Genomic DNA, 24,358 nt, shown 5'->3' on the forward strand with positions numbered 1-24,358 from the left:
AGGGCAGGGAGCGGCCGGGCCCCGAGCGGCCGGTCCCAGAGCCTTCGGGCCCGGATGATGTGCCGGGCCGGCGGCCCCGTCCGGCCCGCCGGACGCGGCCGCGTGGCCGGGCCTCAGTGGTCGAGGGCGGACAGGCTGCGGATGAGGTCGCCGACCCGGGCGACGCCCAGGCAGCGGCCGAGCTCGTCGGTCACCACGAGATCGTCGTAGACACGCTCGGCGTCATCTCCCGCCGCGCGGAGGGCCGCGATCGCGGGCACCGTCCGGGGCACGGAGCGGGGCGGGTCGGCCAGCCGGGCGGCGGGTTTCTGCGCGTGCAGGGCATGGCCGTACGCGCCGGCCAGGCGGAGCAGGAAACGCGTGCGGTCGACCGTGTGCCGTGGGCGTTCGGTCCGGTCGACGAGGACGACGCTGCTGGTGGCCGGCTGCGCGTTGAACACCGAGAGCACCTCCTCGGCGGTGGCCGTGTCGGGCATCACCGTGGCCGGCATCATGAACTCCGTGACGCGCGGGCCGAGCCGGTCGCGCTCCAGGCCGCGGGAGCCCACCGGGACGGTCACCGGCATGCCGGGCCGCCAGTCCCGGGGTGCCAGCAGCGGTCCCTGCGCCAGCCGCACGCCGCGTCCCCGCAGGTGCGTGAGCTGGTCGTCGGAGACGACGCCCGGCGCGAGCACGTGCCCGCCGATGCGGCGGCCCAGCGCCACGAACGCCTCCGCGACCGCCGAGCGCCGGGGGTCGGCCGCGGACCGCCGGGTCACCGCGGGGTCCAGGACCAGCACCGTCGGGGCCATGTCGGCGACGAACCGGGTCGGCAGGTCGCCCGCCTCCAGGGCGAGGAGGTAGCCGGCCGAGCGAAGTCCGCCGAGCCGCGCGGCGGCCTCGTCCAGCGACATCCCGGCGGAGTCGCCCGTCACCGAGACGATGACGCCGCCGGGACGGCGGCCCAGGCCGGCGAGCGTCCGGTGGAGGCGTTCCATCGGCCGGTCGTAGGCGAGGGTGCTCATCCGCAGGACCAGCTGGAGGGGGAGCAGCGTCTCCGTGCTGGACAGGGCCCGGGCGGCCTCGATCGCGCGGTCGACCTCGCCGTCCGGATCGGGAACCGGGGCTCCGGGCACCGAGGGGGCCACGGCCACGACGGTGCCCGCCTCGAGGTCGACGATCGGATGGAACGTGACATGGGTCCGGGGCGGAACGTCCGAACGTCCCGCGAACGCGGACTCCGGGCCACCAGGGGCGGCGGCGAAAGCGGTCACGGAACGATTCTGCGACGTTCCTAACGCTCCAGCATGCCGCTGACCTCAGTATTCATCGGGAATTCCCCCGATTGCCGCACTTGTGATATCGGGCGGTCCCTGCCGCGGCCGACGGGGCTTCCGTAACCTGCCGAATCCGAGGCGGTTCCGGCGCGCCGCCCGGCCGGCCGGCACGACGCGAGGGTCAGTAGGTGCGGTTCAGCATCAGGACGGACAGGAAGTACGTCACTCCGGCGACGGCGGCCAGGCCGGCGAGCAGCCCGATCTCGGCGCCGCGCAGCGCCTGGACCAGCATCGCCGCCACGAGCACGCCCACGAGCACGTCACCGGTCATGGCGGCGGCTCGCAGGTGGATCCCGGAGCGCCGTCCGAACCCGAACGCCTCATGGAGCGTGAGGACCGCCTCACCCCGGCGGTACCCGAGCAGCGCGCCGTAACCGAGGAGCACGGCCAGGCCCACCAGACCCGTCGCCACGTGCCCTCGGGCGGTCTCGGTTGCCCCGATCGCCACGCCGGCGGTCACGGCCAGCGCCGGCGCGATCCACCGGCCCGCGCGCCGGCGTTCGGGAGCGATCCACATGCGGGCATCCTTCCGCCGCGTGGCCGTTCCCAAACCGAGGGTGACGGAGATATCGATCAGGGGGCAGGCCGGAGGGAGCGCCGTGCCCGGCGTCTCCGCAGCCGGGTCAGGAGGATCGCCCCCAGGGCCGCCGCCACCGCGACGGGTACCGCGAGGAACCACAGGAAGGCGGGGAGGCCGAGGAACGTCACCAGGCCGCCCTCCTCGTACCGCACCTGCCGGTACGGCGTGTCGGCGGTGTAAGCGAAGCCCAGGTCGTCGGTGAAGTCGGCCGGCGGGATCCCCTGGCGCACGAACTCGGTCAGGAACGCGCCGCCGCCCAGGAGCGAGCGCAACCCGGGAGAGGCGACCTGCGCGGGACTCACCCGGCCCGCGTAGGTGGTGAACAGGCCGAGGCCGCGGACGCCGACCCGGTGCGGCGCGAGGACGTACAGGTGCACGGCCTGGGGCGTGCTCGCCAGCCGGGACAGTCGTATCGGGTAGACCGGGGCGTCCGCGGTGAACCTGATGCGCAACGGGTCGAGCTCGCCCGAGAGGGGTCCGCTCTCGGGCGCCAGTCTGATCGCCGTGTACGTCCACCGCTTCGCCACGTACGGTGCGAGCGCCTGGCCCAGGCGGCCCTTCAGGTGGTAGCCGTGTGCGGTGAGCCACGCCGCGAGGGCGCGGGAGTCGGCCGCCGAGAGGGTCGTCACCTCGAAGGGGCCGAGCCGCTGCCGGGCGAGCACCCCGACCCCGCCGCCCGCCGGCGCCGGAGCGCCCGCCACGCGGTCGCCGCCATCGCGCTCCGGGAACCAGTGCCTGCGCCGGACGACCTTCGGCTCGGTGAGCCGGTCCAGCTGGTCGAACCAGCCGTGCTCGCCGAGCGTCACCGTGGCACGGGACGGGGTCGGCATCAGCCAGGCGGCGTCGCGGGCACGCGACCGCACCGACAGCCGCATGACGATCTCCTCCGACGCGCCGTCGTAGCGGACGATCGAGGTCTCCGCGGCGACGTTCACCCCCGAATCCCTGGAGGTGATCAGGGCTCCGCAGCCGCAGGCCCAGGACGGCCGGACGGCTCCGAGCGCCGCCGCGGCCACCACGAGGGGAACCAGGATCCGGGTGAGCATGCGCATGCCGCTCAGACGGGGGCGGTGGCACCGCGGTTGCGCCCCGTTGATCACGATCGGGTCACCCTGGGCCAACGGCCGGAGCCGGGTCTAGTACGGGAGCTGGCGGCCGGAGGGAGTGCGCAGGTCCAGGTCGGTGGCCGGAGTCGGACGCGGGCGTTTGACCTTGATCCGGATACGACGCATCAGAAGACCTCATCCTCGATGGGGAGCGGGGCGGAACGGTCGGCTTCCACTCTCGTCTCCGAGCGGGCGCGCGACCACGGGGAGACTCCCCGTTCGGGTACCTGAATCGGACCGGGACGAGGGCGTTGAGGGGTCACTCCTTGCCCAGCCGCCGGAGCAGTTCCACGCGCCTGTCCTCCATCCGCCGCAGGATCGCCTCCTGCTCCTCGACGTTCTGCAGCTGGACGGACCGCTCCTCCGGGTCGGTGGGGCCGTCCTCCTGCTGGCCGATCGTGCGGCGCAGGTCCTCCAGCGTCGGCCGCAGGGACGCGATGTCGTCCTCGACCACCTGGAGCTCCTCCTCCAGCTCCTCTCTGGACCGTGCCTCGGCCATCACGCGCCTCCCTCTCGTCGTGGGTGACGGCCCGTCCGTCGGCGGGCCGGCTCGCCGTACACGCTTCCCCTGATCCCGGCCGCCACACGTGTCCAAGATCACCGAGCCGGGCCGCCCGCGCGATGATGTCAAGATCCATGGGCGGCGTCCCCTACACTGAAGGCATGCTTGCGAGCTGATCAGGCGCTCCAAGGGCGCGGCCGGGCCATCGGGCCTCCGGGCGGCGCCCTTTTCGTCGTCCCGCCTCTCCCAGCCCGCCCCCCAGGAGCGTTCTCACTGTGATCACCGCCCGTGACATCGAACTTCGCGCCGGCTCCCGTCTGCTGCTCGAGGGAGCCTCGTTCCGCGTCAACCCCGGCGACCGCGTCGGCCTGGTCGGCCGCAACGGCGCCGGCAAGACCACCCTCACCAAGGTTCTCGCCGGTGAGGGCCTGCCGGCCGCCGGCGAGGTGACGCGGTCCGGCACCGTCGGCTACCTGCCGCAGGATCCGCGCACCGGCGACCTCGACGTCCTCGCCCGCGACCGCATCCTGTCCGCGCGCGGCCTGGACGAGGTCATCCGGCAGATGCGCGAGGCCGAGGTGAAGATGGCGACGGCCGAGGGCGCCGAGCGCGACAAGGCGGTCCGCAAGTACGGCCGGCTGGAGGACCGGCTGCACGTGCTCGGCGGGTACGCCGCCGACGCCGAGGCGGCTTCCATCGCCTCCAGCCTCAACCTGCCGGACCGGGTGCTCGGCCAGCCGCTGCGCACGCTGTCCGGCGGCCAGCGCCGCCGGGTGGAGTTGGCCCGCATCCTGTTCTCGGGCGCCGACACGCTGCTGCTCGATGAGCCGACCAACCACCTGGACGCCGACTCGATCTCCTGGCTGCGCGACTACCTCAAGTCGCACCAGGGCGGGCTGATCATGATCAGCCACGATGTCGGCCTGCTCGACGCGGTGGTGAACAAGGTCATCCACCTCGACGCGAACCGGTGCGTCATCGACATCTACAACGTCGGCTGGAAGACCTACCTCACCCAGCGGGAGACCGACGAGCGGCGCCGCAAACGGGAGCGCGCGAACGCCGAGCGCCAGGCGGGCACCCTGCAGGCCCAGGCCGACAAGATGCGCGCGAAGGCGACCAAGGCGAAGGCCGCCCAGCAGATGGAACGCCGTGCGCAGCGGCTCCTGGCCGGGGTCGAAGAGGAGCGCCAAGCTGACAAAGTGGCCAAGATTCGGTTCCCCGCGCCGGCCCCGTGCGGCAAAACGCCGCTCATGGCACGAGCTTTGTCCAAATCGTACGGTTCGTTGGAAGTCTTCGCGGATGTCGACCTAGCGGTTGATAGGGGCAGTCGGGTCGTCATCCTGGGCCTCAACGGAGCGGGCAAGACGACCCTGCTGCGCCTGCTCGCGGGCGTCGAAAAGCCCGACACGGGCGAGCGTGTCGACGGGCACGGCCTGCGCCTGGGGTACTACGCGCAGGAGCACGAGACCCTCGACGTCGGCCGTACGGTCCTGGAGAACATGCGCTCGGCCGCCCCGGACCTCCCGGAGACGGAGGTGCGCAAGATCCTGGGCTCGTTCCTGTTCACCGGCGACGACGTCGACAAGCCCGCCGGCGTGCTGTCCGGAGGCGAGAAGACCCGCCTCGCACTCGCCACTCTCGTCGTGTCCAGCGCCAATGTGCTGCTGCTGGACGAGCCGACGAACAACCTCGACCCGGCGAGCCGGGAGGAGATCCTGGCGGCCCTCCGGACGTACACCGGAGCGATCGTTCTGGTCACTCACGACGAGGGTGCGGTGGAGGCGCTGCAACCGGAAAGAGTGATCTTGCTCCCGGATGGTGTTGAGGACATCTGGAGTGACGAATTTTCCGATCTCGTGGCACTTGCCTGACCTGCAGCGCAACCTTGACACAACGAAGCAGATCTTTTCTGGCGTAGTGGGTAGCCGATCGCGCTCAGATGTCTGATCATGGCTGGGGATAACGCAGCGGTCACCGCATCACTACGGGAGGTACTCGTGGCCGAGACCCTAAAGAAGGGCACCCGCGTGACCGGTGCCGAGCGAGACAAGTTGGCGGAGCAGTTGAAGAAGCGCTACGACTCCGGCGAGAGCATCCGTGCCCTGGCTGCCGCAACCGGACGGTCGTACGGCTTCATCCACCGCATCCTCACCGAGTCCGGCGTGAACCTGCGCGGACGCGGCGGGGCTACCCGCGGTAAGAAGTCCTGACGGACACTACTCCCCCCAGCTCTCGGCGCCGGACCGCATGAGAGGCCACCGTGCCCGACCCGCTAGGGTCGGGCACGGTGGCGGGCCCGTCCGCCACGACGCACACGCGGAAGGAGCGTCATGGCGGACTCACCGCTCGACCCTGCCGAGCTTCAGCGAGCAGGCCTGCGCCTCGACGTCGACGGCGCCGTGGCGACGATCAGTCTCGCACGGCCGGAGCGGCGCAACGCCCTGACCTTCAGCACGTGGCACACGCTCGCCCGCATCGGCGAGACGCTGCCCGGCACCGTCCGCGTCGTCGTCGTACGCGGCGACGGCCCGTCCTTCTCCGCCGGCATCGACCTGCGTCTCTTCAGCCCCGAGGGCGTGCCCGGCGAGGACACCTCCGGCCCGCGCGACGAGGCCTTCATCGCCGGACTGCAGGCCGGCTACCTCTGGCTGCGCCGTCCCGACATCGTCTCGATCGCCGCCGTGCGGGGGCACGCGATCGGCGGCGGCTTCCAGCTCGCCCTCGCCTGCGACCTGCGCGTGGTGGCCGACGACGTGAAGTTCGCCATGAAGGAGCCCGCGCTCGGCATCGTCCCGGATCTCACCGGCACCAAGCCGCTCGTCGACATCGTCGGAGTGCCACGGGCCCTGGAGCTCTGCCTGACGACGCGCACCGTCTTCGCCGAGGAGGCCGCGCGCCTCGGCCTGGCCGAGCTGGTCGTGCCCGCCGCCGAGCTCGACTCCGCGGTCGCCGACCTCGTCGCGGCGATCCTGCAGGTCCGGCCGGAGACCGCGGCGGCGACCAAGCGGCTCATCCGGCAGGCGCCGCACAACACCCTCGAGGAGCAGGCGGCGGCCGAGCGCCGCGAGCAGGTGCCCCTCCTCGGCGGCCCGGCCGCCGCGCCGGCGGCCTCCTGAGCCCGGCGGCCCGCCCGGCGGCCCGCCCGGCGGCCCGCCCGGCGGCCCGCCCGGCGGCCTTCCCGGTGCCCGCCCGCGACGGCGTCTCCCCGGAGCACGGCCGGTCAAGTGGACCGCGCCTACAAGCCACGGTCCGCCCTGTTGTGCCGGTGGCTCCTCCGCGCGCCGGCCGGGACACGGCAGACTCGCCCTCATGGACGATCTCGTGGATCCGATCGTGGCCAAGGCGATGCGCCGGGAGGCGCCGACCCGCGATGAGGCCCGTACGGTGCTCGCCGTCTCCGACGAGGACACGCTGGACCTGGTCGCGGCCGTCGGCCGGGTGCGCCGGGCGTTCTTCGGCAACCGGGTGAAGCTCAACTACCTGGTCAACATGAAGAGCGGCCTGTGCCCGGAGGACTGCTTCTACTGCTCCCAGCGCAAGGGGTCCGACGCCGACATCCTTAAGTACTCCTGGCAGGACACCGAAGAGATGGTCCGCGCCGCCGACCAGGCGGTCGCGCGCGGCGCACGCCGGGTCTGCCTGGTCGCCAGCGGCCGGGGCCCCGCCCAGCGGGACATCGACCGGGTCAGCGCGGCCGTGCGGGAGATCGCCGCACGTGACGTCGAGGTCTGCGTGTGCCTCGGCCTGCTGAAGCCGGGCCAGGCCGAGCAGCTCCGCGAGGCCGGGGCGTTCGCCTACAACCACAACCTCAACACCAGCGCCGGCCGCTACGGCGACATCTGCACGACGCACGGGTTCCAGGACCGGGTCGACACGGTCAACGAGGCGGCGGCGGCCGGGCTGTCGCCGTGCTCGGGAGCGATCTTCGGCATGGGGGAGAGCGACGACGACGTCATCGACGTCGCGTTCGCGCTCCGGGAGCTGAGCCCGGACTCGGTCCCGGTGAACTTCCTCATCCCGTTCGAGGGCACGCCGCTGGCCGGGAAGTGGGAGCTGACGCCGCTGCGCTGCCTGCGCGTCCTCGCGCTGTTCCGGCTGGTCTTCCCCGACGTGGAGGTGCGGCTGGCCGGCGGGCGGGAGATCCACCTGCGCGGCCTGCAGCCGCTCGCGCTGCACGTCGTGAACTCGATCTTCCTCGGCGACTATCTCACGAGCGAGGGCCAGGCGGGCGACGACGACCTGCGCATGATCGCGGACGCGGGCTTCGTCGTCGAGGGCGCCGAACGGCCGTCCGGCCCGGAGGCGCGGCACGATCTCGTCGTCCTCCGGGATCGAGGCATAGGTACCGACATAGAGGGCAATACGTGATGGTCCGCCCCCTCGGCGGCTAATCCGCCCTCTGGGCGGTAAAACGGACCCGGCTGGAGGCGCGTTCCGGCCGGGTCCGTACCCTGCGGAGGCGATAACCCCGACGACAACGGAAGGACACTCGTGCCAACCGTCCCGAACTTCACCCTGAACACCGGCGCCCCCATGCCCCAGCTGGGCTTCGGCGTCTGGCAGGTCCCCGACGAGGAGGCCGTCCCGGCGGTCGCCACCGCCATCGAGGCGGGCTACCGCAGCATCGACACCGCGTCGGCGTACGGGAACGAGGAGGGCGTCGGCAAGGCCATCGCCGCCGCCGGCGTGCCCCGCGACCGGCTCTTCGTGACCACGAAGCTGTGGAACAACGATCAGGGGTACGACTCCGCGCTGCGGGCCTTCGACCTCAGCCTCGGCAAGCTCGGGCTCGACTACGTCGACCTCTACCTGATCCACTGGCCCGTTCCGGCCAAGGACGCCTACGTCGACACCTGGAAGGCGTTCGAGAAGATCTACAAGGAGGGCCGGGCGAAGGCGATCGGCGTCTCGAACTTCCACATCCCGCACCTGCGGCGGCTGTTCGAGGAGACCGACGTCGTTCCCGCGCTCAACCAGATCGAGCTGCACCCGTACCTCCAGCAGGAGGAGCTGCGGGCGTTCCACGCCGAGCATGGCATCGCCACGGAGGCGTGGAGCCCGCTCGGCAGCGGTGGCGACCTGCTCAAGGACGACACGATCGCCCGGATCGCGGCCGCGCACGGCAGGACGCCGGCGCAGGTCATCCTGCGCTGGCACCTGCAGATCGGCAACGTGGTGATCCCCAAGTCGGTCACGCCGCCCCGCATCAAGGAGAACATCGAGGTCTTCGACTTCGACCTGAGCGAGGACGACCTGGCCGCCATCGCGGGCCTGGACCGCGGTGAGCGCACCGGACCGAACCCGGACGAGTTCAACCTCGGCGCGTGAGCGGACGCCCGGCGGGCGGGCGGCGTCGTACGCCACCCGCCCGCCGTCGTCTCAGCGCGGGGCGACCGGCAGGTGCAGGGCGCTCACGCCGGTCCGCACGGTCAGCCTCGTGCCGGCCGGATAACGCAGCGTGTAGTCGTAGTCGGTGGACAGCAGGACGACACCCAGCCGGTGACCGGCCTTGAAGACGTAGTCGTTCGGCTGGAGGTCCCAGGTGAAGTCGTACGTCCTCCCGGCCTTGACCGGCTCGGTGCGGGCAGGGTCGTGCCGGTTGCGGGCGTCCAGCCAGCCACGGGTCACGATCTTGAACGGCTTGGTCTCCGTGACGTGCGCGGTCCGGGTGGTGCAGCCGTCGTCGCCCGGCACCCCCTGGCCGTAGCAGACCTGTTCGCCGGTGCTCGCCACCGCGCCGGTCGGCCGGGTGTCGGTGCCGTAGTCGACCAGCAGCGCGGTGAGGTACGGCGAACGGCCGTCGAGGGAGGCGCGCAGCGAGATGCGCGGCGTGCCGCCCATCCGCACCGGCTCGGTGAGCTCAGGCGTGAGGTAGGCGAGCCGGTTCAGGTCCGCGGTCGCCGGGTCGGCCGCGAGCTCCTCGGCCGTCCGGGTGCGGCCCGCGTCGACCATCGACTGCGCCGCGCCGCGCCGTCCCTTCGTGGCCAGGTCGCCGGAGGCGTTCAGGTGCAGGTCGACGGTGCGAGTGCCGGGTTCCGGCCAGTCCGCGTGCTGCTCCCACCGCCCGGGCGCCCGTTCGATGTCGACGCGCGGCTCCCGCATGATGCCGTTGTCGATCCCGTATAGCCAGTGGTCGAACCAGTGGTGCGTCTGGCGCAGCCACTCCTCGACCCGCCAGCGGAACGGCGTGTTGTGGTTCGCCTGGTGCAGCCACAGCTTCCGGGGCACGCCGGCGCGGGCGAGCGCGTTCCACCACTGCACCGACTGCTTGGTCTTGACGTTCCAGTCGTTGAGGCCGTGCACGACGAACACGGCGGCGCGCACCTTCCGGGCGTCCTGGACGTAGTTCCGCTCGTCCCAGAACCGGCTGTAGTCGCCGGTGTCGCGGTCCTGCCTCGCCTCGATGTCGGCGATGACCTTCTTGCAGATCTCCTGGTCGGCTCGCGTGTAGACGTACTTGGCCAGGACGTCGAGGTCCTCGCCCTGGAAGCCGCCGGGCGCGAGCACCCCGCCGTTGGCGCGGTAGTAGTCGTACCAGGAGGAGATGCCGGCGATCGGCACGATCGCCTTGAGCCCCGGCACGCCGGTGGCGGCCGCCATGTTCGGCAGTGTCCCGTCGTAGGACTGGCCGATCATGCCGACCTTCCCGGTCGACCAGGTCGCCTTGACGGGCGTGCCGTCGGGGGCCCAGCCGCGGGCCCGGCCGGTCAGCCAGTCGACGGCGGCGCGGGCACCGGCCTGCTCGTTGCGCGCGCCGGACGTCGGGCAGCCGGTCGAGCCGCCGGTGCCCAGGCTGTCGAGGTCGGCGACGGCGTAGCCGCGCGGCAGGAAGTAGTTGTCGTAGTAGCCGGGAAAGGCGCCGGCGAGGACGCCGGCCGACCGGTTCTTCCGCAGTCCGCGGGCGCTCAGGCCGTCGATGTCGACGTCGTGGTTCGGGACGTCGTTGCCGCCGGCCCAGTACGGGCTGGGCTCGACGATGGTCGGGACCTTGAGACCCTGGTCGGTCTCCTTGGGGCGCATGATCCGCATCTGCACCCGGTCCCGGACGCCGTCGTGGTCGCTGTCGACCGGGACCTCGATGTTCACCGTCTGGGTGACGGCGTCGGCGCGGGAGAACACCGGCTGGGTCTCGCCGCCGGACACGGTGACGTGGGGGGACGGTGCGGCGTGGGCCGGTCCCGCCGTGACGGCGGGCGCGGCCGCGATGGCGCTGATCGCGAGGATCACGCCGAGCGTGCGTTGTCGCATGGGGGCTCCGTAGGGGGGCGATCGGGGCTCTGACATTCCACGCAAGATCGACATCTGGCACAAGCCCCTTTGGAAGAGGACTAGGTAGGACTAGGACTCCGGGCCGGGGCGGGCTCGGCCGGACGGCGGATGGCGGAGACCCGTGCGGATGGCGCAGGCTGGGAACGACGGCGAGCGACGAACCGGGACCTCGAAGGAATCAACCAACGATCCGGTACGTTCTTGCCGACGCGCTTACATGATTACGCCGATGAATCGTCGGGAGGACCGCCGTGGGGATGCCGGACAACGGCTGGATGATGATGGCGTCGTTCCGCCGCGACAGGTCGGTGGTCAAGGAGAGACTCAAGGCCGGCACGGTGCGCCGCATCGCCGGCTACGCCCGCCCGTACGTCCGGGAGCTGGTGCTCTTCCTGGCGCTGAACGCCGTGGCCGCCGTCATCGTCGTGGCCAACCCGCTGCTCCTGAAGAGCATCATCGATCGCGGGATCGTGCCGCACCGGACCGGGATCGTGATCACGCTGGCCTCCGCCGTGGCGGGCCTCGCCCTCGTGGAGGCGCTGATCGGGCTCGGCCAGCGGTGGTACTCCGCGCGCATCGGCGAGGGGCTGATCTACGACCTGCGCACCCAGGTGTTCGACCACGTGCAGCGCATGCCGGTCGCCTTCTTCATGCGCGCCCAGACCGGCTCGCTGGTCAGCCGCCTCAACAGTGACGTCATCGGCGCGCAGCGCGCCCTGACCACCACCCTGTCCTCCGTCGTCTCCAACGTGATCAGCCTGATCCTCGTGCTCGTCACGATGTTCGTGCTGTCGTGGCAGGTCACGCTGGTCGCGCTGGTGCTGCTACCGATCTTCATCTTCCCGGCCAAGTGGGTGGGCCGGCGGCTGCAGAAGATCAGCCGGGAGCAGATGCAGCTCGACGCGGAGATGAGCTCGCTGATGACCGAGCGCTTCAACGTCGCCGGCGCGATGCTCGCCAAGCTCTACGGCCGCCCCGAGGAGGAGTCGGCGGGCTTCGCCGACCGGGCCCGGCGGGTGCGCGACATCGGGGTGACGTCCGCGATGTACGGGCGGGTCTTCTTCACCGCGCTCACGCTGGTGGCGTCGCTGGCGACCGCCATGGTGTACGGCGTCGGCGGCTCGCTCGTCGTGGACGGGAGTTTCCAGCTCGGCACGCTCGTCGCGCTGGCGACGCTCCTCACCCGCATGTACGGCCCGCTGACCGCGCTGTCCAACGTGCACGTCGACGTGATGACCGCGCTGGTCAGCTTCGACCGTGTCTTCGAGGTCCTCGACCTGGCGCCGATGGTCGACGAGAAGCCCGGCGCCCGGCCCTTGCCGGAGCGCCCGGCCCCCGAGCCGGCCTCGCCCGGGGGCCCGGCCGATCCCGACCTGTCCGGCGCGCCGGCGATCGAGTTCGACGACGTGGTCTTCAGCTATCCGGCGGCCGCCGAGGTCTCGCTGGCCTCCCTGGAGTCGATCGCGCGGACCGACACCGCGCCGAGCCGCGAGGTCCTGCACGGGGTGAGCTTCCGGGCGGCTCCGGGGACGATGACCGCTCTGGTCGGGCCCTCCGGCGCCGGCAAGACGACCATCACCCAACTCGTGTCCCGGCTGTACGACGTCACGGAGGGCGCCGTCCGCATCGGCGGGCAGGACGTACGGGACACGACCCTCGCCTCACTGCGCGACACGGTCGGCGTCGTCACCCAGGACGCGCACCTGTTCCACGACTCGATCCGCGCCAACCTCGTGTACGCCCGGCCCGGGGCCACCGACGAGGAACTGGCCGAGGCGCTCCGGGCCGCGCAGATCTGGGACCTCGTCGAGAGCATGCCCGACGGGCTCGACACCGTCGTCGGGGACCGGGGCTACCGGCTGTCCGGCGGTGAGAAACAGCGCCTGGCCATCGCCCGGCTGCTGCTCAAGGCCCCCTCGGTGGTCGTGCTCGACGAGGCGACCGCCCACCTGGATTCGGAGTCCGAGGCGGCGGTGCAGCGGGCGCTGCGCACGGCGCTGGCGGGACGCACGTCGATCGTCATCGCCCACCGGCTGTCGACGATCCGCGAGGCCGACCAGATCCTCGTGATCGACGACGGCCGCGTCGCCGAGCGGGGCCGGCACGACGAACTCCTCGCCCACGACGGGCTGTACAGCGAGCTGTACCACACGCAGTTCGCCCGGCAGGACGTGCCCGACGCGGTGCGCTGAGGGCTTCGGACGGCCGGCGCGGCCCTCGGGGCGAGCCGCTCCGGTCCGCCCCGCCGGGGCGGCCGCGGGTCCTGCCGGAGCAGGGCGGGCCGATGATGGGCAGGGAGGTGCGGCATCACCTGCACCGCGACCGTCCAGGCCGCGCCGGTCCTCTGTCCGGTTCCGCGTACTACGGCCGTTCGCGGGTAGACGGACACATCATCCGTCCACGAAGGAAGGGAACGGTCGATGGCGACGCCGGGTGACCGCGCCCGTACCCACATTCCGCCGCCGCGTGAGATCTGGCCGAGCAGCGAGCTGGTCCGGGAGGTCGGCCGGCTCGTCGCCGAGGGACTCGAACGCCCGGCGTCCCACGCCCGAGGGCGGGACCCCGAGAACCCCGCCGCGGAGCAGGACCCCGACCGCCCGTGACCTCCGATGCCCGCGACTTCGTGGTGGCTGAATCGGGCGCAATGGACCTTTTGCTATTTGTGGCGACTTGCCGTTGCTCGGTCAGCGCAGAGGAATGACCTGGTGAGGAGCCGGGTAGATCCACCGCGTGAGCGTTGCGTATACCAGGCGAGTACCCTGGGTTACCGTCGTCGCGTTGATCGCCTGCGCGGGAGCACTGCTGCTCACCGGCGCGCGTACCGACGAGCGGACCGACCCGCCCGGACCCGACGTCCCGTCGGCGGCCCCGGACACGGGCGCCCCGGGCGCGGCGTACGCCGGCCGGTCCCGCGTCTTCGGGCTCGTCATGGCCGGTCCGAAGGCGGACACCGTGCTGTTCGCGCCGGCGCGCAAGGTCCAGCCCGGAGGACCGGAGACGGTCCGCCCGGCGGATGTGGGGCGCTATGTCCCGCTGCGGCTGGCGCCCGGTGCGGTGATCCGGGCGTCCGCCCCGATCGCCAACGACGGCATCACCGACTGGGTGCGCGGGATCCGGCTCACACCGGAGGAGTTCCACGCGCTGATGGTCAGGCTGCAGACGCGGCTCCACCCCTTGCTGGACCGGGCGCACATGTTCGAGCTGTGGTTCGACGGCCGGGGCCGGATCACCCGGATGCAGCATTACTTCAGTCCCTGAGCGGGACGCGAATCGGGGGAGACGAGATGAGACGTTCGATCGTCATGGTGGGCGCGGTCTTAGGAGCCGCGGTGGCGGCGACCGGCTGCCGTCAGAGAATCGAGCCGGTGGACCGGGACGTGAACGTCTCCCACCACCAGACCGTCCACGCCGGTCTCGCCCAGCACGAGCTGACGCGCGAGGGGCGGCACCACCGGCGCTGGATGGCGGCGCTCAGGGCGAGGGCCACTCCCGTCCCGGCGCCGGCGCCCGCTCGCGGGGAACGGCGGCCGCCGGTGCGCGTCCCCAACGGATGCGCCACCAGCCACGAGCCCGGCCACGGCGTCGTCGTGCGCTGCGTGCGCGGCTCCGGAGACGACATCGACCGCACGCACGAGGCGTTCCTGAGCGGGAGCGATCCCGGCGACGGGGACGGAGGCGACGGGGACGACGGGGAGGACGAGGACTGAGACGCGCGTCGGGCGTTCCGGGGCCGAGGTTCCCGAACGCCCGGCCCGCGCGGTGCCTTCCCGGGGCCGGACGCACGCCGCGGATCGGCGGGTTTCACCTGAGCGCATCCTCATCGCAACGCCGCCGTCGCGCGCTCGGGCCAGAGTGGGACGAGCGGCGGATCGTCATTGCGGAGTGAGTGCGATGGTGAGGAACAGGCGCGGGATGCGGCGGATCACGGCGCTCCTGGTCGGGTGCGGTGCGGCCGGACTGGCGATCGGCTGGCGCTACGCCGAACGCGGGAGTCCGGCGCGGGCTATACCCGATCGCTGAGCCGGTAGCCGAGACGGCCGAGCTCGGCTCCGGCGATCTTCTCCACCTGGGTCACCTGCTTGGGCGTCAGATCCTCCTGCCACCGGCCGACGCCTCCGTCGTGGATGCCGTATAGCGCGGTGCGGGGTAGCCGCTGGCCGAGGTAGTCCGACAGCGCGGACACGACCTCGCGGGGCCGGGCGACGAGCTCCTCGTAGCGGATCGTGAGCAGCTGCTCCTCGGGCGTCTGCGCCCGGAGCCGGGCGCTGAGCCGGATCGACCCCCGCCAGCGCAGCGCGCACTTGACCGCGACCCCCGCCTGTGGCCAGCGGGCGCGCTCGGTGACGTCCTCGACCCCGAAGAAGGGATTCGGGAAGACCTCGTCGAGGTTGGCGAACCCGGGCCGGAACCACGCCAGGCAGCGCTCGTCGGTGAGCATCCCGGCCACGGCGTCCCGGCCGTCCCGGATGATCTGGATGAGCTGCGCGTCCGGGAAGGCGTCGAGGATCACGTCGGTGCTGTAGATCAGGTCCGGGGTCGCGTCGGCGAAGCGCTGGACGCCGCGCGGGTCCGCGCACGTGCCGTCGGCTCCGATCCGGCCCAGCTCGCGGCAGTCCGCCGGGCACTCGCCGCAGCCCTCGCGCGTGACCTGCCAGGTGTGGGCGTACGCGTCGCGCAGGACCCGGGCCGCGCCCTGGCCGCGCTCCGTGGCGATCGAGGGACGCCGGGCGAAGGCGTACACCGTGCGGACGACGCCGGGGCGCCCCATCGTGATGTGGAACGCGGCCGAGCGTCTGAGAACGCGGGCGAGGAGGTCCGTCCCCGAGTGGGGCGCGCCCAGGATGAAGACCGGGCGGCGGACCTTGGTGCCGTTGACCACCAGGATGTGGGGGGACGTCGTGCGCATGGGTCCCATCAGTCTGCCATCCCGGTCAGGTCGACATCGCCCTGATCGCCGCTCATGGGGCCTCTCTCCGGATGCGTCGGCCGTGCCCACGACCGGTTGACGGACACATCGGATGGTAATGCCAGGAACCCGAATCTTGCCGTAGGAGCGTGTCCGAAACACGGAGTTTCAACCGGAGCCGCGGCGCAGGTTCGCGACCCGGGCCCGCGCCGCGTCGAAGCCACGCCGGTCCAGCCGCCCGGTCCGCAGGGCCTCGGCGAGACCGGAGACCACCGCCTGCCCGTCGCTCACCCGTTGAGAGCAGACGAGGATGAGGTCCATCCCGGCCCGCGCGGCCGCGACGGCCCGCTCCGGATACGTGCCGAACCCCTCCAGCCCTCCCGCGTTGATCGCGTCGCTCACGGTCACGCCCCGGAAGCCGAGGCGGCCGCGGAGGTCCTCGAACACGACCGGGGACAGGCCCGCCGGCCGCGCCGGATCCAGCGCCGGATAGACGGCCCAGGACGGCATCACGAGCCGGACCCCGGCCGCGATCGCCGGGACGTACGGCGGCTCGTCGACGCTCCGCAGCGCCGAACGTGAGACGTGCAGCGTCACCGGGCGAAGGTCGGTGTTCTCATCCCGTCCGGCCGCGCCCAGCCCGGGGAAGTGCTTGACGGTCGCCGCGACCCCGGCCCGCTGCTGCGCCGTGACGAACGCGGCGCCCAGCCGGCCGCACACGGCCGGATCCGTGCTGTACGAGCGCCTCAGCCGGTCGGCGAAGTCGCCCTCCGCCCGATGGACGTCCAGGACCGGCGCGAGGTTGACGTTCAGCCCGGCGCCCGCGAGCAGCCGCCCGGCCTCGGTGCCGGCCCGGGCCGCCGCCCCGACGGGATCGGGCGCCTGACCGATCTCCTTCTGCGACTCGTCCGGACCGCCCGGCAGCCGCCGGACGCGGCCGCCCTCCTGATCGGTCATCAGCAGCAGCGGAGCCGTCACGGGCCCCTCTCTCCGCGCGGCCTCCAGCCGCCGCGTCACCGCGGCGATCTGGTCCAGGCCGGAGACGTTGTCCGCGAAGAAGATCACGCCCGCCGTGGTACCGGCCTTGATCTGCGCCAGCAGCGCGGGCGGCACGGCCGTCCCGGAGTAGGAGAAGATCACGCGCTGCCCGGCCTGCTGTTCTGGCGTCAGGCCGGCCGGTGAGCGCAGCACGGCGGCGGGCACCGGCGCGAGCGCCGCGATGGTCAGGCCGGCGCGGATGGCCTCCCGCCGGGTCGGTGGCAGGCTCCGGTATCCCATCAGGTCCCCCCGTCGGAGGCTCGCCTCCCCGTTCGGGCGGGCGGTCGTGCGGCCGTCCGCCGCCCGCCCGCCCGCGGGCTCCTCCTCCGATTGTGGAACGCCGCCGCGCCGAGGACCGGACCGGGGCCGGTGAAGACGACCGGGCCGGTCGAAACGACCATGTCGGTGAAGACGACCGGGCCGGTGGAGACGACCGGGCCGGCTCACCCGCCCATGATGTCGTCGGTCATCCACTGGTTGCCCGCCAGCAGCCCGCCGTCCACGGGCAGCGTCGCGCCGCTGATCCACGCGGCCTCGTCCGAGGCGAGGAAGAGCACGGCGGCGGCGACGTCGTCCGGAGTGCCGACCCGGCGCAGCGGATACCAGCCGGCGACACGGTCGAGGACGCCCGGGCTGTGGCGTTCACGCTCGTCCCAGGCGTTCGTGCGGATCGTGCCCGGCGCGACCGCGTTGCAGCGGATCCCGGCCGGGCCGTAGCGCGCCGCGACGCTGCGGGTGAGGCTGAGGACACCCGCCTTGGCCGCGCTGTAGGCCTCGTTCCCGAGATGGGTGATCCCGTTGACCGAGGCGACGTTGACGATGGCGCCGCCGCCCCGCCGCAGCATCGCCGGCAGGACGGCCTGGGTGCACAGGAACGTTCCCTTCAGGCACAGGTTCACGTCACGGTCCCAGGCGTCCTCGGGCAGCGTCTCGAACGCGGCGTCGGTCGCGCCGCCCGCGTTGTTGACCAGGACGTCGACGGACAGGTCCGCCAGCGCCGCCCGTACGCTCTCCCGGTCGGTGACGTCGACGGCGACCGGGAGAGCGCCGGGGACCTCGCCGGCCGTGCGCCCGGCGCTCGCGGCGTCCACGTCGGCGACGACGACCCGCGCGCCCTCCGCGCCGAAGCGCAGGGCGATCGCCCGACCGATCCCGGCGCCGCCGCCGGTCACCACCACCGAACGTCCTGAGAATCGCATTCCCCGATGATGCATCACCGGCACATCCCCCCGGCCGAGCAGGTCAGCGGCCCGGAAGGAGGCCGGCGGCACCGCCTGGCCCCGGCCCTCTCGGACCGGGCCCGCCGGGGAGTGACCGGCGGGTTCCGAATCGTTAGGAAGACGGCGAACACCGTATGATCGCCTTGCCGCGTGATCCGCGAGCCGATCGGGGACGTTCTGACCGCAGAGTGTCAGGGGTGAGCTGACAACGCGGGCTCGGTCGCGCGACACCCGACCTCTTCCGCTGCGGGGGTTGTTGGTGCCATGCTCTGACGCAGCACATAACAAGGAGGGGCGGATGCGCGACCCCGGGGGCGGTCAGCCATCGTCGCTGCGCGCCGGGGATCGAGTCGCCGTCGTCGCCCCCAGCGGTCCGGTCGATTCCGGCCGCCTCGATCGCGGCGCCACGGTGCTGCGGAGCCTCGGCCTCGAGGTGACGTTCGGGCGGCACGTCCTCGACGTCGCTCCCGGGCTGCCCCACCTCGCCGGCGCCGACGCCGACCGCGCGGCCGACCTGCAGGCGGCCTGGTGCGACCCGGAGATCGCGGCCGTCCTGTGCGCTCGTGGCGGATACGGCGCCGCGCGGGTCCTCGACCACCTCGACTGGGCCGCGCTCGGCCGCGCGACGCCGAAGCCGCTGCACGGATCCAGCGACATCACCGCCCTGCACGTGGCGTTCGGCCGGCGGCTCGGGGTGACCACCTCGTTCGGGCCGATGGTCGCCTCCCTCATCGCCGACGGCGAGCCGGAGGCGCTCGACCACCTGCGGGCCGCGCTCTGCGGCCGGGGTGCTCCGGTCGCCGGCACGCACGCGCTGCGCGGAGGTCACGCGACCGCCCCCCTGACCGGGGGGAACCTCTCACTCCTGACCTCCCTGCTGGCCACGCCGTACGCCCCGGAGCCGGCCACCGGCCGCATCGCGTTCCTCGAGGACGTCGGCGAGGCGCCTTACCGCGTCGACCGCATGCTCACCCAGCTCCGCCAGGCGGGCTGGTTCGACGGTGTCGCCGGGATCGTGCTCGGGACCTGGACCGGCTGCGGTGACCTCGACGCGGTGTTCGCCGACCGCCTGGTCCCGCTCGGCGTGCCGATCCTCGCGGGGGTGCCCGTCGGGCACGGCCCCCGGCAGCTGACCATCCGGCTGGGCGCTCCGGTCCTGCTCGACGCGGGCGCGCTCGTACTTCACCCGGGCGTGCCGGACGCCCGGGGGTGGCGGTCCGGGCTCCCGGGCGCCTTCGCGGGGGAGACACCATGACGACCTTCGAACGCCGGGACCACCGGCCCGCCCCGGCCGGCGGTGACGACCGTGCCCTCGACTCGCTCGTCGTGCTGGTCGCCGAGAGCCACGGCTACGGCTGCCGCCCCGTCCAGAACGACGCGATGCTCCTGGACGGCCCGCAGCGCCTCCACATCGGCATGCGCAACCTGCGCCAGCTCGCTCGCCAGGTGCCGCGCGACGACTGGCCCGCGCTGGTCGCCGACCACGTCGGCACGATCATCACCGCGATCGAGGAGCCGCTCGACCTGCGCGACTTCCCGCTGGTGCGCGGGCTGCTGCGGGCCCGCGTCTATCCGGCCGAGGCCCGCACGGGCCGCCTCATCTGCCGGCCGTTCGCGCCCGGGCTCATCGAGGCGATCGTCGCCGACACCCCCACGACCGTGCGCACGATCGTCACCGACGACGCCATGACGTGGCCGGTGACGGCCGACGAGCTGTTCGCGGTCGGCCGTGAGGGCGTGCGCGCCGACGGCCCGCTGGAGTGCGACGTCATCGACGACACCGGCATCCGCGTCCTGGAGGGGCAGACGTTCTACGCCGCGACGCATCTGCTCTGGCTGGACGCCTACCTCGACCCCGGGCCGTACGGCGCGCTGGCCGTCGCCCCCACCCGGAGCGCGATCGCCGCCTGCGCCATCCGCAAGAACACCGCGCTGATCACGGCCGAGCGCCTGCACGCCTTCGCCAGGAACGCCTACGACGAGGGCCCCGGCTCGCTCACGCCGGAGCTGTTCTGGAGCCGGAACGGCACGCTCACCCTCCTGGAGACCCGCATGATCGGCGGCCGCCTCGTGCTGCCCGCCGACTTCACGCGGTTCCTCGACAGCCTGCCCTGACCCGGCCGCCGTCCCGGCCCGATCCACGTTCCGACACGGGCGGCCGGAGGTCAGGAGGCAGCGCGGGCGCGGCGGACGCCGTCGTGGCCGTCGAGGTCGTAGGCGGTGAGGACGAGCGGCACGTGGCTGAACGCCTGCGGGAAGTTGCCGACCTGACGGCGCAGCCGCGGGTCGTACTCCTCGGCCAGCAGGCCGACGTCGTTGCGCAGGTCCAGCAGCCGCTCGAACAGCTCGCGGGCCTCGCCGGCCCGGCCGATCTGCCGCAGCGCCCCGGCCAGCCAGAAGCTGCAGGCCAGGAACGCGCCCTCACGGCCGGGCAGCCCGTCGACCCCCTGGTCCTGCTCGCCGGTCTCGTACCGCTGGACGAAGCCGTCGACGGTGAGCTCCCGCTGGATCGCCTCGACCGTGCCGACGACGCGCGGGTCGTCGGGAGGCAGGAAGCCGACGCGGGGGATGAGCAGCAGGGCGGCGTCGAGCTCCTTGGAACCGTACGACTGGGTGAACGTGCCCCGGTCGGAGTCGAACCCCTTGGCGCACACCTCGCGGTGGATCTCGTCGCGCAGCGCCCGCCACTTGTCGAGCGGGCCCTGCCGGTCGAACGTCTCGATCATGCGGACGGCGCGGTCGACCGCCACCCACGTCATGACCTTCGAGTGCACGAAGTGCCGCCGGGGACCGCGGACCTCCCAGAGCCCCTCGTCCGGGTCGTTCCAGTGCCCCTCGAGGAACTCGGTCAGCGCGCGCTGCAGCGACCAGGCGTGCCGCTCGGGCTGGATGCCGGTGTTCAGCGCGAGGTACAGCGAGTCGGCGACCTCGCCGAAGACGTCGAGTTGCAGCTGCGTGGACGCGGAGTTGCCGACGCGGACCGGCCGGGAGTCCTCATACCCGGGCAGCCAGGGCAGTTCGTACTCCGCGAGCCGGCGCTCGCCCGCGACGCCGTACATGATCTGCAGGTCCTGAGGGGTGCCGGCCACGGCGCGCATCAGCCAGGCCCGCCAGGCCTTGGCCTCGTCGCGGTAGCCGCTGCGCAGCAGGGCCTCCAGGGTCATCGTCGCGTCGCGCAGCCAGCAGAAGCGGTAGTCCCAGTTGCGCACGCCGCCGACGTCCTCGGGCAGCGAGGTGGTCGCGGCGGCGACGATGCCGCCGGTGGGCTCGTACGTCATCGCCTTCAGCGTGGCCAGCGAGCGGACGACCGCGTCGCGGTACCGGCCGTCGTAGGTGCACTGCCGGGCCCAGCCGGTCCAGAAGCGCTCCGTGCCGTCGAGCGCGTCGTACGGGTCGACGTCACGCGGCGTGGGCAGGTGGGAGGGGTGCCAGGTGCAGACGAACGGCAGCGAGTCGCCCTCGCACACCACGAACGTCGCGCGGTGCGCGAAGTCGCGGCCCTCCAGCTCGATCGGGCTGCGCAGCCACACCGAGTCGGGCCCGGCGGTGGCGGTGAGGTGGTCGCCGATGCGGCGCATCCAGGGGACGACCCGCCCGTAGTCGAACCGGAGCCGCAGATCGAGGCGCATGGGCACCCGGCCGGACACGCCCTCGATGATGCGGACGACGTCGGCCGCGTCGCCGCGCTCGGGCATGAAGTCGATGACCCGGACGGTGCCGTCCGGGGTGTCCCACTCGGTCTCCAGGATCAGCGTGTCGCCGCGGTAGCGGCGGCGCGTCGCCCGGCCGCCGGAGACGGGCGCGATCTGCCAGCGGCCGTTGTCGGGCGTCCCGAGCAGGCCGGCGAAGCAGGCGGGGGAGTCGAACCGGGGCAGGCACAGCCAGTCGATGGAGCCGTCCAGGCCGACGAGCGCGCAGCTGAACAGGTCGCCGATGAGCGCGTAATCCTCGATGCGTCCGGGCACCATCGTCCCCTCATGTCGCGGATCCCCGTCGTACCGTAGCGCGGCACGGGCCCGGCGGGACCACAAGGCCGGTACCACGTGGTTGTTTATCGCCTGATCGGCCGGTTACGTCTCCCCCGTTCCTCGCGGCGGTGCGCGGACCAAGGAGATGACATGCACGAGACCGGTGACGCGGCGGCCCCGCCGGGCGTCGTCCGCAGCCTGGTACCCGCCCGGATCGACCGGCTGCCCTGGTCGCGGTTCCACACCCGGATGATCGTCGCGCTCGGCGTCGCCTGGGTGCTGGACGGGCTGGAGATCCAGATCGCGAGCATTGTCGGGCCGGTCCTGCAGCATCACGGCACGCTCGGGCTGAGTTCCCGGGCCGTCGGGTTCGCCGCGACGGTCTACCTGCTCGGTGAGGTGGCGGGCGCGCTGATCTTCGGCCGGCTGTCCGACAGGCTCGGCCGCCGCAAGCTGTTCATCGCCACGCTCGGGCTGTACCTGGCCGCGAACGCCCTCACCGCCCTGTCGTTCAACTACGGCATCTTCCTGCTGTTCCGGTTCATCGCGGGGATGGGGATCGGCGGGGAGTACGCCGCGATCCACTCGGCGATCGACGAGCTGATCCCCGCGCGGTACCGGGGGCGGGTGGACCTGGCCGTCAGCGGCACGTACTGGTTCGGCGCGATCCTCGCGTCCCTGGGGGAGTACGTCCTGCTGAACCCGCAGCTGCTGCCCCAGAACCTCGGCTGGCGGATCGGCTTCTTCATCGGACCGGTGATCGGCGTCGGGATCTGGACACTGCGCAGGACGCTGCCGGAGAGCCCCCGCTGGCAGCTCATGCACGGGCGCGCCGAAGAGGCGGAGGAGACGGTCGCGCGGATCGAGCGCGAGGTGGCGGCGACGGGCCACCGGCTGCCGCCCGTGGACGAGAGCCGGTACCTCGACGTCCACCCGCACAAGTCCGTGTCGTTCCTGACCGTCGGGCGCACGCTGTTCCGGGAGTACCCGTCGCGGTCGCTGCTCGGTGCCACGCTGATGATCAGCCAGTCGTTCCTCTACAACGCGATCTTCTTCACGTACGGCCTGGTGCTCAGCCACTTCTACGGGGTGGCCGACCACGACGTGCCGAAGTACTTCTTCGCCTTCGCGGCCGGGAACCTGCTCGGGCCGCTGGTGCTGGGGCCGCTGTTCGACACGGTCGGCCGCAAGCGCATGATCGCCGGGACGTACCTGTTCTCCGGCACGTTGCTGGCGGTCAGCGGCTACCTGTTCAAGCTCGGCGAGCTGTCCGCCCTGACCCAGACGATCCTGTGGTCGGTGATCTTCTTCGTCGCGTCGGCGGCGGCGAGCTCCGGCTACCTGACCGTCAGCGAGATCTTCCCGCTGGAGCTGCGCGCCCAGGCGATCGCGCTCTTCTTCGCGGTCGCCCAGGTGTTCGGCGCCCTCGGCCCGACGATCTTCGGCGCGCTGATCGGCGACAAGGGCCACCCGGACCCCGGCCGGCTGTTCATCGCCTACCTGATCGCGGCGGGGATCATGCTCGTCGCCGGGGTGGTGGAGGCGGTCTACGGGGTCAAGGCCGAGCGGGCGTCGCTGGAGGACGTCGCGACGCCGCTGTCGGCGGCGCGCCGGGTCACCGAGCAGGTCGGCCGGCGGCTCGACCCTGGCGCGGGGCCGACCGGCCCGGGGCCCGCCGGAGCGGGGACGGCCTGAGCGGGGACGGCTTGAGCGGGGATGGCCTGAGCGGGGACGGCCTGAGCCCGGTCAGGCGGCGTCGCCGCATTCGGCGGGCACCGCCGGGACGGGGAGGGCTCCCTCCTGGTCGTCCGGCCGCCCGGGCGTCTCCGCGCGCGGCGCCGTCTTGATCTCCAGCCTCGGGATGAAGACGTGGGTCAGCGGGCCGATCGTGACCGCGTAGAGGAGCGTGCCGAGGCCGACGGTGCCGCCCAGCAGCCAGCCCGCGGCGAGCACCGTCAGCTCGATGCCGGTGCGGACGACGCGGATCGAGTGACCGCGGGCGGCCAGGCCGGTGGTCAGACCGTCGCGGGGGCCCGGCCCCAGCCCGGCCCCGATGTAGCACCCGGTGGCGAACCCGCCGACGAGGATCGCCGCGACGAGGTAGCCCCACTGCACGGCGACCGTATGGGGGTGGGGGAGCGCCCAGAGGAAGAGGTCGGCGAACGCGCCGACGAGGAGCGCGTTGCTGATCGTCCCGATGCCGGGCCGCTGGCGGAGCGGGATCCACAGAGCCATCACGGCGACGGCCGCGATGATGATCCAGGTGCCGATCGACAGGCCGGTCTGGCGGGCGAGTCCCTGGTGGAGGACGTCCCACGGGTCGTTGCCGAGCCTTGAGGCCACCTGGAGGGCGATCCCAAGCCCATAGAGGGCCAATCCAACGTACAACTGGGCCAATCGGCGGGCGATCAACGGTCTCCTCCGCTCCTGCGTGACTCCTGAGGCCGGAT

The 24,358-nt window shown here is 72.6% G+C and carries 22 protein-coding genes; 12 read left to right on the forward strand and 10 right to left on the reverse strand.

Annotation, left to right across the window (positions count from 1 at the left end; translation table 11 throughout):
* Positions 1-113: 113 nt before the first annotated feature.
* From NE235_RS19590 to NE235_RS19605, 4 genes are all read right to left on the reverse strand, one after another.
* Complete coding sequence (locus NE235_RS19590; RefSeq protein WP_252804977.1) at positions 114-1,253, reverse strand: EAL domain-containing protein; 1,140 nt, start codon at positions 1,251-1,253, stop codon at positions 114-116.
* A gap of 184 nt (positions 1,254-1,437) precedes the next feature.
* Entirely contained in the window at positions 1,438-1,833 is a 396-nt protein-coding gene (locus NE235_RS19595) for an ABC transporter permease (RefSeq protein WP_252805271.1), read from the reverse strand.
* A gap of 56 nt (positions 1,834-1,889) precedes the next feature.
* A complete protein-coding gene (locus tag NE235_RS37540) occupies positions 1,890-2,948 on the reverse strand; it encodes a DUF2330 domain-containing protein (protein WP_289848878.1) in 1,059 nt (352 codons plus the stop codon).
* 313 nt (positions 2,949-3,261) lie between these two features.
* Complete coding sequence (locus tag NE235_RS19605; protein WP_252804978.1) at positions 3,262-3,501, reverse strand: hypothetical protein; 240 nt, start codon at positions 3,499-3,501, stop codon at positions 3,262-3,264.
* Positions 3,502-3,779: 278 nt separating this feature from the next.
* Between NE235_RS19605 and NE235_RS19610 the strand changes: the two genes are divergently transcribed.
* From NE235_RS19610 to NE235_RS19630, 5 genes are all read left to right on the forward strand, one after another.
* Positions 3,780-5,378, forward strand: a complete 1,599-nt coding sequence (locus NE235_RS19610) for an ABC-F family ATP-binding cassette domain-containing protein (RefSeq protein WP_252804979.1) — start codon at positions 3,780-3,782, stop codon at positions 5,376-5,378.
* A 126-nt stretch (positions 5,379-5,504) separates the two neighbouring features.
* On the forward strand, positions 5,505-5,717 hold the full coding sequence (locus tag NE235_RS19615; RefSeq protein ID WP_141961196.1) for a helix-turn-helix domain-containing protein: 213 nt from the start codon (positions 5,505-5,507) through the stop codon (positions 5,715-5,717).
* 120 nt (positions 5,718-5,837) lie between these two features.
* Positions 5,838-6,623 carry an enoyl-CoA hydratase/isomerase family protein gene (locus NE235_RS19620; protein WP_252804981.1) on the forward strand — a complete coding sequence of 262 codons (786 nt, stop codon included), beginning with the start codon at positions 5,838-5,840 and terminating at the stop codon, positions 6,621-6,623.
* 193 nt (positions 6,624-6,816) lie between these two features.
* Positions 6,817-7,875, forward strand: coding sequence for a biotin synthase BioB (gene bioB, locus NE235_RS19625; RefSeq protein ID WP_252804983.1), 1,059 nt, complete (start codon positions 6,817-6,819; stop codon positions 7,873-7,875).
* Positions 7,876-8,040: 165 nt separating this feature from the next.
* Positions 8,041-8,835, forward strand: coding sequence for an aldo/keto reductase (locus tag NE235_RS19630; protein WP_252805273.1), 795 nt, complete (start codon positions 8,041-8,043; stop codon positions 8,833-8,835).
* A 51-nt stretch (positions 8,836-8,886) separates the two neighbouring features.
* On the opposite strand, the gene NE235_RS19635 is transcribed toward NE235_RS19630, so the two are convergent.
* Positions 8,887-10,755, reverse strand: coding sequence for a Xaa-Pro dipeptidyl-peptidase (locus NE235_RS19635; protein WP_252804985.1), 1,869 nt, complete (start codon positions 10,753-10,755; stop codon positions 8,887-8,889).
* Between the two features lie 278 nt (positions 10,756-11,033).
* Here NE235_RS19635 and NE235_RS19640 point away from each other — a divergent pair, with 278 nt between their 5' ends.
* From NE235_RS19640 to NE235_RS19655, 4 genes are all read left to right on the forward strand, one after another.
* Positions 11,034-12,968 carry an ABC transporter ATP-binding protein gene (locus NE235_RS19640; RefSeq protein ID WP_252805275.1) on the forward strand — a complete coding sequence of 645 codons (1,935 nt, stop codon included), beginning with the start codon at positions 11,034-11,036 and terminating at the stop codon, positions 12,966-12,968.
* A gap of 228 nt (positions 12,969-13,196) precedes the next feature.
* Positions 13,197-13,379 (forward strand): hypothetical protein, encoded by a 183-nt coding sequence (locus NE235_RS19645; RefSeq protein WP_252804987.1) that lies wholly within the window; start codon positions 13,197-13,199, stop codon positions 13,377-13,379.
* A gap of 175 nt (positions 13,380-13,554) precedes the next feature.
* Positions 13,555-14,034, forward strand: coding sequence for a hypothetical protein (locus NE235_RS19650; RefSeq protein ID WP_252804994.1), 480 nt, complete (start codon positions 13,555-13,557; stop codon positions 14,032-14,034).
* A 26-nt stretch (positions 14,035-14,060) separates the two neighbouring features.
* Positions 14,061-14,483: a hypothetical protein gene (locus NE235_RS19655; RefSeq protein WP_252804996.1), complete on the forward strand. Its 423-nt coding sequence runs from the start codon at positions 14,061-14,063 to the stop codon at positions 14,481-14,483.
* 296 nt (positions 14,484-14,779) lie between these two features.
* Here NE235_RS19655 and NE235_RS19660 read toward each other — a convergent pair whose 3' ends face one another.
* The 3 genes from NE235_RS19660 to NE235_RS19670 form a co-directional block, all read right to left on the reverse strand.
* Positions 14,780-15,682, reverse strand: coding sequence for a sulfotransferase family protein (locus NE235_RS19660; protein ID WP_252804998.1), 903 nt, complete (start codon positions 15,680-15,682; stop codon positions 14,780-14,782).
* Positions 15,683-15,850: 168 nt separating this feature from the next.
* On the reverse strand, positions 15,851-16,960 hold the full coding sequence (locus NE235_RS19665) for a glycoside hydrolase family 3 N-terminal domain-containing protein (RefSeq protein WP_252805000.1): 1,110 nt from the start codon (positions 16,958-16,960) through the stop codon (positions 15,851-15,853).
* Between the two features lie 203 nt (positions 16,961-17,163).
* Positions 17,164-17,919 (reverse strand): glucose 1-dehydrogenase, encoded by a 756-nt coding sequence (locus NE235_RS19670; protein ID WP_252805002.1) that lies wholly within the window; start codon positions 17,917-17,919, stop codon positions 17,164-17,166.
* Between the two features lie 319 nt (positions 17,920-18,238).
* Between NE235_RS19670 and NE235_RS19675 the strand changes: the two genes are divergently transcribed.
* Positions 18,239-19,195 carry a S66 peptidase family protein gene (locus tag NE235_RS19675; protein ID WP_252805004.1) on the forward strand — a complete coding sequence of 319 codons (957 nt, stop codon included), beginning with the start codon at positions 18,239-18,241 and terminating at the stop codon, positions 19,193-19,195.
* Entirely contained in the window at positions 19,192-20,055 is an 864-nt protein-coding gene (locus NE235_RS19680; RefSeq protein WP_252805005.1) for a hypothetical protein, read from the forward strand. Before NE235_RS19675 ends, NE235_RS19680 begins: the two co-directional genes overlap by 4 nt.
* A 50-nt stretch (positions 20,056-20,105) precedes the next feature.
* Here NE235_RS19680 and NE235_RS19685 read toward each other — a convergent pair whose 3' ends face one another.
* Positions 20,106-21,908, reverse strand: coding sequence for a glycoside hydrolase family 15 protein (locus NE235_RS19685; protein WP_252805007.1), 1,803 nt, complete (start codon positions 21,906-21,908; stop codon positions 20,106-20,108).
* Positions 21,909-22,058: 150 nt separating this feature from the next.
* Here NE235_RS19685 and NE235_RS19690 point away from each other — a divergent pair, with 150 nt between their 5' ends.
* Positions 22,059-23,603: an MFS transporter gene (locus tag NE235_RS19690; RefSeq protein WP_252805008.1), complete on the forward strand. Its 1,545-nt coding sequence runs from the start codon at positions 22,059-22,061 to the stop codon at positions 23,601-23,603.
* A 51-nt stretch (positions 23,604-23,654) separates the two neighbouring features.
* Here NE235_RS19690 and yczE read toward each other — a convergent pair whose 3' ends face one another.
* Complete coding sequence (gene yczE, locus NE235_RS19695) at positions 23,655-24,320, reverse strand: membrane protein YczE (RefSeq protein WP_289848880.1); 666 nt, start codon at positions 24,318-24,320, stop codon at positions 23,655-23,657.
* Between the last annotated feature and the right edge of the window lie 38 nt (positions 24,321-24,358).

It is taken from the genome of Actinoallomurus spadix, assembly GCF_024055725.1.
In the GTDB taxonomy this organism is placed as follows: Bacteria; Actinomycetota; Actinomycetes; order Streptosporangiales; family Streptosporangiaceae; genus Actinoallomurus; species Actinoallomurus spadix.

Coding starts and splice junctions, on each gene's coding strand:
- NE235_RS19595 (WP_252805271.1), bottom strand. CDS start 1,833: ATGTGGATCGCTCCCGAACGCCGGCGCGCGGGCCGGTGGATCGCGCCG.
- NE235_RS37540 (WP_289848878.1), bottom strand. CDS start 2,948: ATGCGCATGCTCACCCGGATCCTGGTTCCCCTCGTGGTGGCCGCGGCG.
- NE235_RS19605 (WP_252804978.1), bottom strand. CDS start 3,501: ATGGCCGAGGCACGGTCCAGAGAGGAGCTGGAGGAGGAGCTCCAGGTG.
- NE235_RS19620 (WP_252804981.1), top strand. CDS start 5,838: ATGGCGGACTCACCGCTCGACCCTGCCGAGCTTCAGCGAGCAGGCCTG.
- bioB (WP_252804983.1), top strand. CDS start 6,817: ATGGACGATCTCGTGGATCCGATCGTGGCCAAGGCGATGCGCCGGGAG.
- NE235_RS19630 (WP_252805273.1), top strand. CDS start 8,041: ATGCCCCAGCTGGGCTTCGGCGTCTGGCAGGTCCCCGACGAGGAGGCC.
- NE235_RS19635 (WP_252804985.1), bottom strand. CDS start 10,755: ATGCGACAACGCACGCTCGGCGTGATCCTCGCGATCAGCGCCATCGCG.
- NE235_RS19640 (WP_252805275.1), top strand. CDS start 11,034: ATGCCGGACAACGGCTGGATGATGATGGCGTCGTTCCGCCGCGACAGG.
- NE235_RS19645 (WP_252804987.1), top strand. CDS start 13,197: ATGGCGACGCCGGGTGACCGCGCCCGTACCCACATTCCGCCGCCGCGT.
- NE235_RS19655 (WP_252804996.1), top strand. CDS start 14,061: ATGAGACGTTCGATCGTCATGGTGGGCGCGGTCTTAGGAGCCGCGGTG.
- NE235_RS19660 (WP_252804998.1), bottom strand. CDS start 15,682: ATGCGCACGACGTCCCCCCACATCCTGGTGGTCAACGGCACCAAGGTC.
- NE235_RS19665 (WP_252805000.1), bottom strand. CDS start 16,960: ATGGGATACCGGAGCCTGCCACCGACCCGGCGGGAGGCCATCCGCGCC.
- NE235_RS19670 (WP_252805002.1), bottom strand. CDS start 17,919: ATGCGATTCTCAGGACGTTCGGTGGTGGTGACCGGCGGCGGCGCCGGG.
- NE235_RS19675 (WP_252805004.1), top strand. CDS start 18,239: ATGCGCGACCCCGGGGGCGGTCAGCCATCGTCGCTGCGCGCCGGGGAT.
- NE235_RS19680 (WP_252805005.1), top strand. CDS start 19,192: ATGACGACCTTCGAACGCCGGGACCACCGGCCCGCCCCGGCCGGCGGT.
- NE235_RS19685 (WP_252805007.1), bottom strand. CDS start 21,908: ATGGTGCCCGGACGCATCGAGGATTACGCGCTCATCGGCGACCTGTTC.
- NE235_RS19690 (WP_252805008.1), top strand. CDS start 22,059: ATGCACGAGACCGGTGACGCGGCGGCCCCGCCGGGCGTCGTCCGCAGC.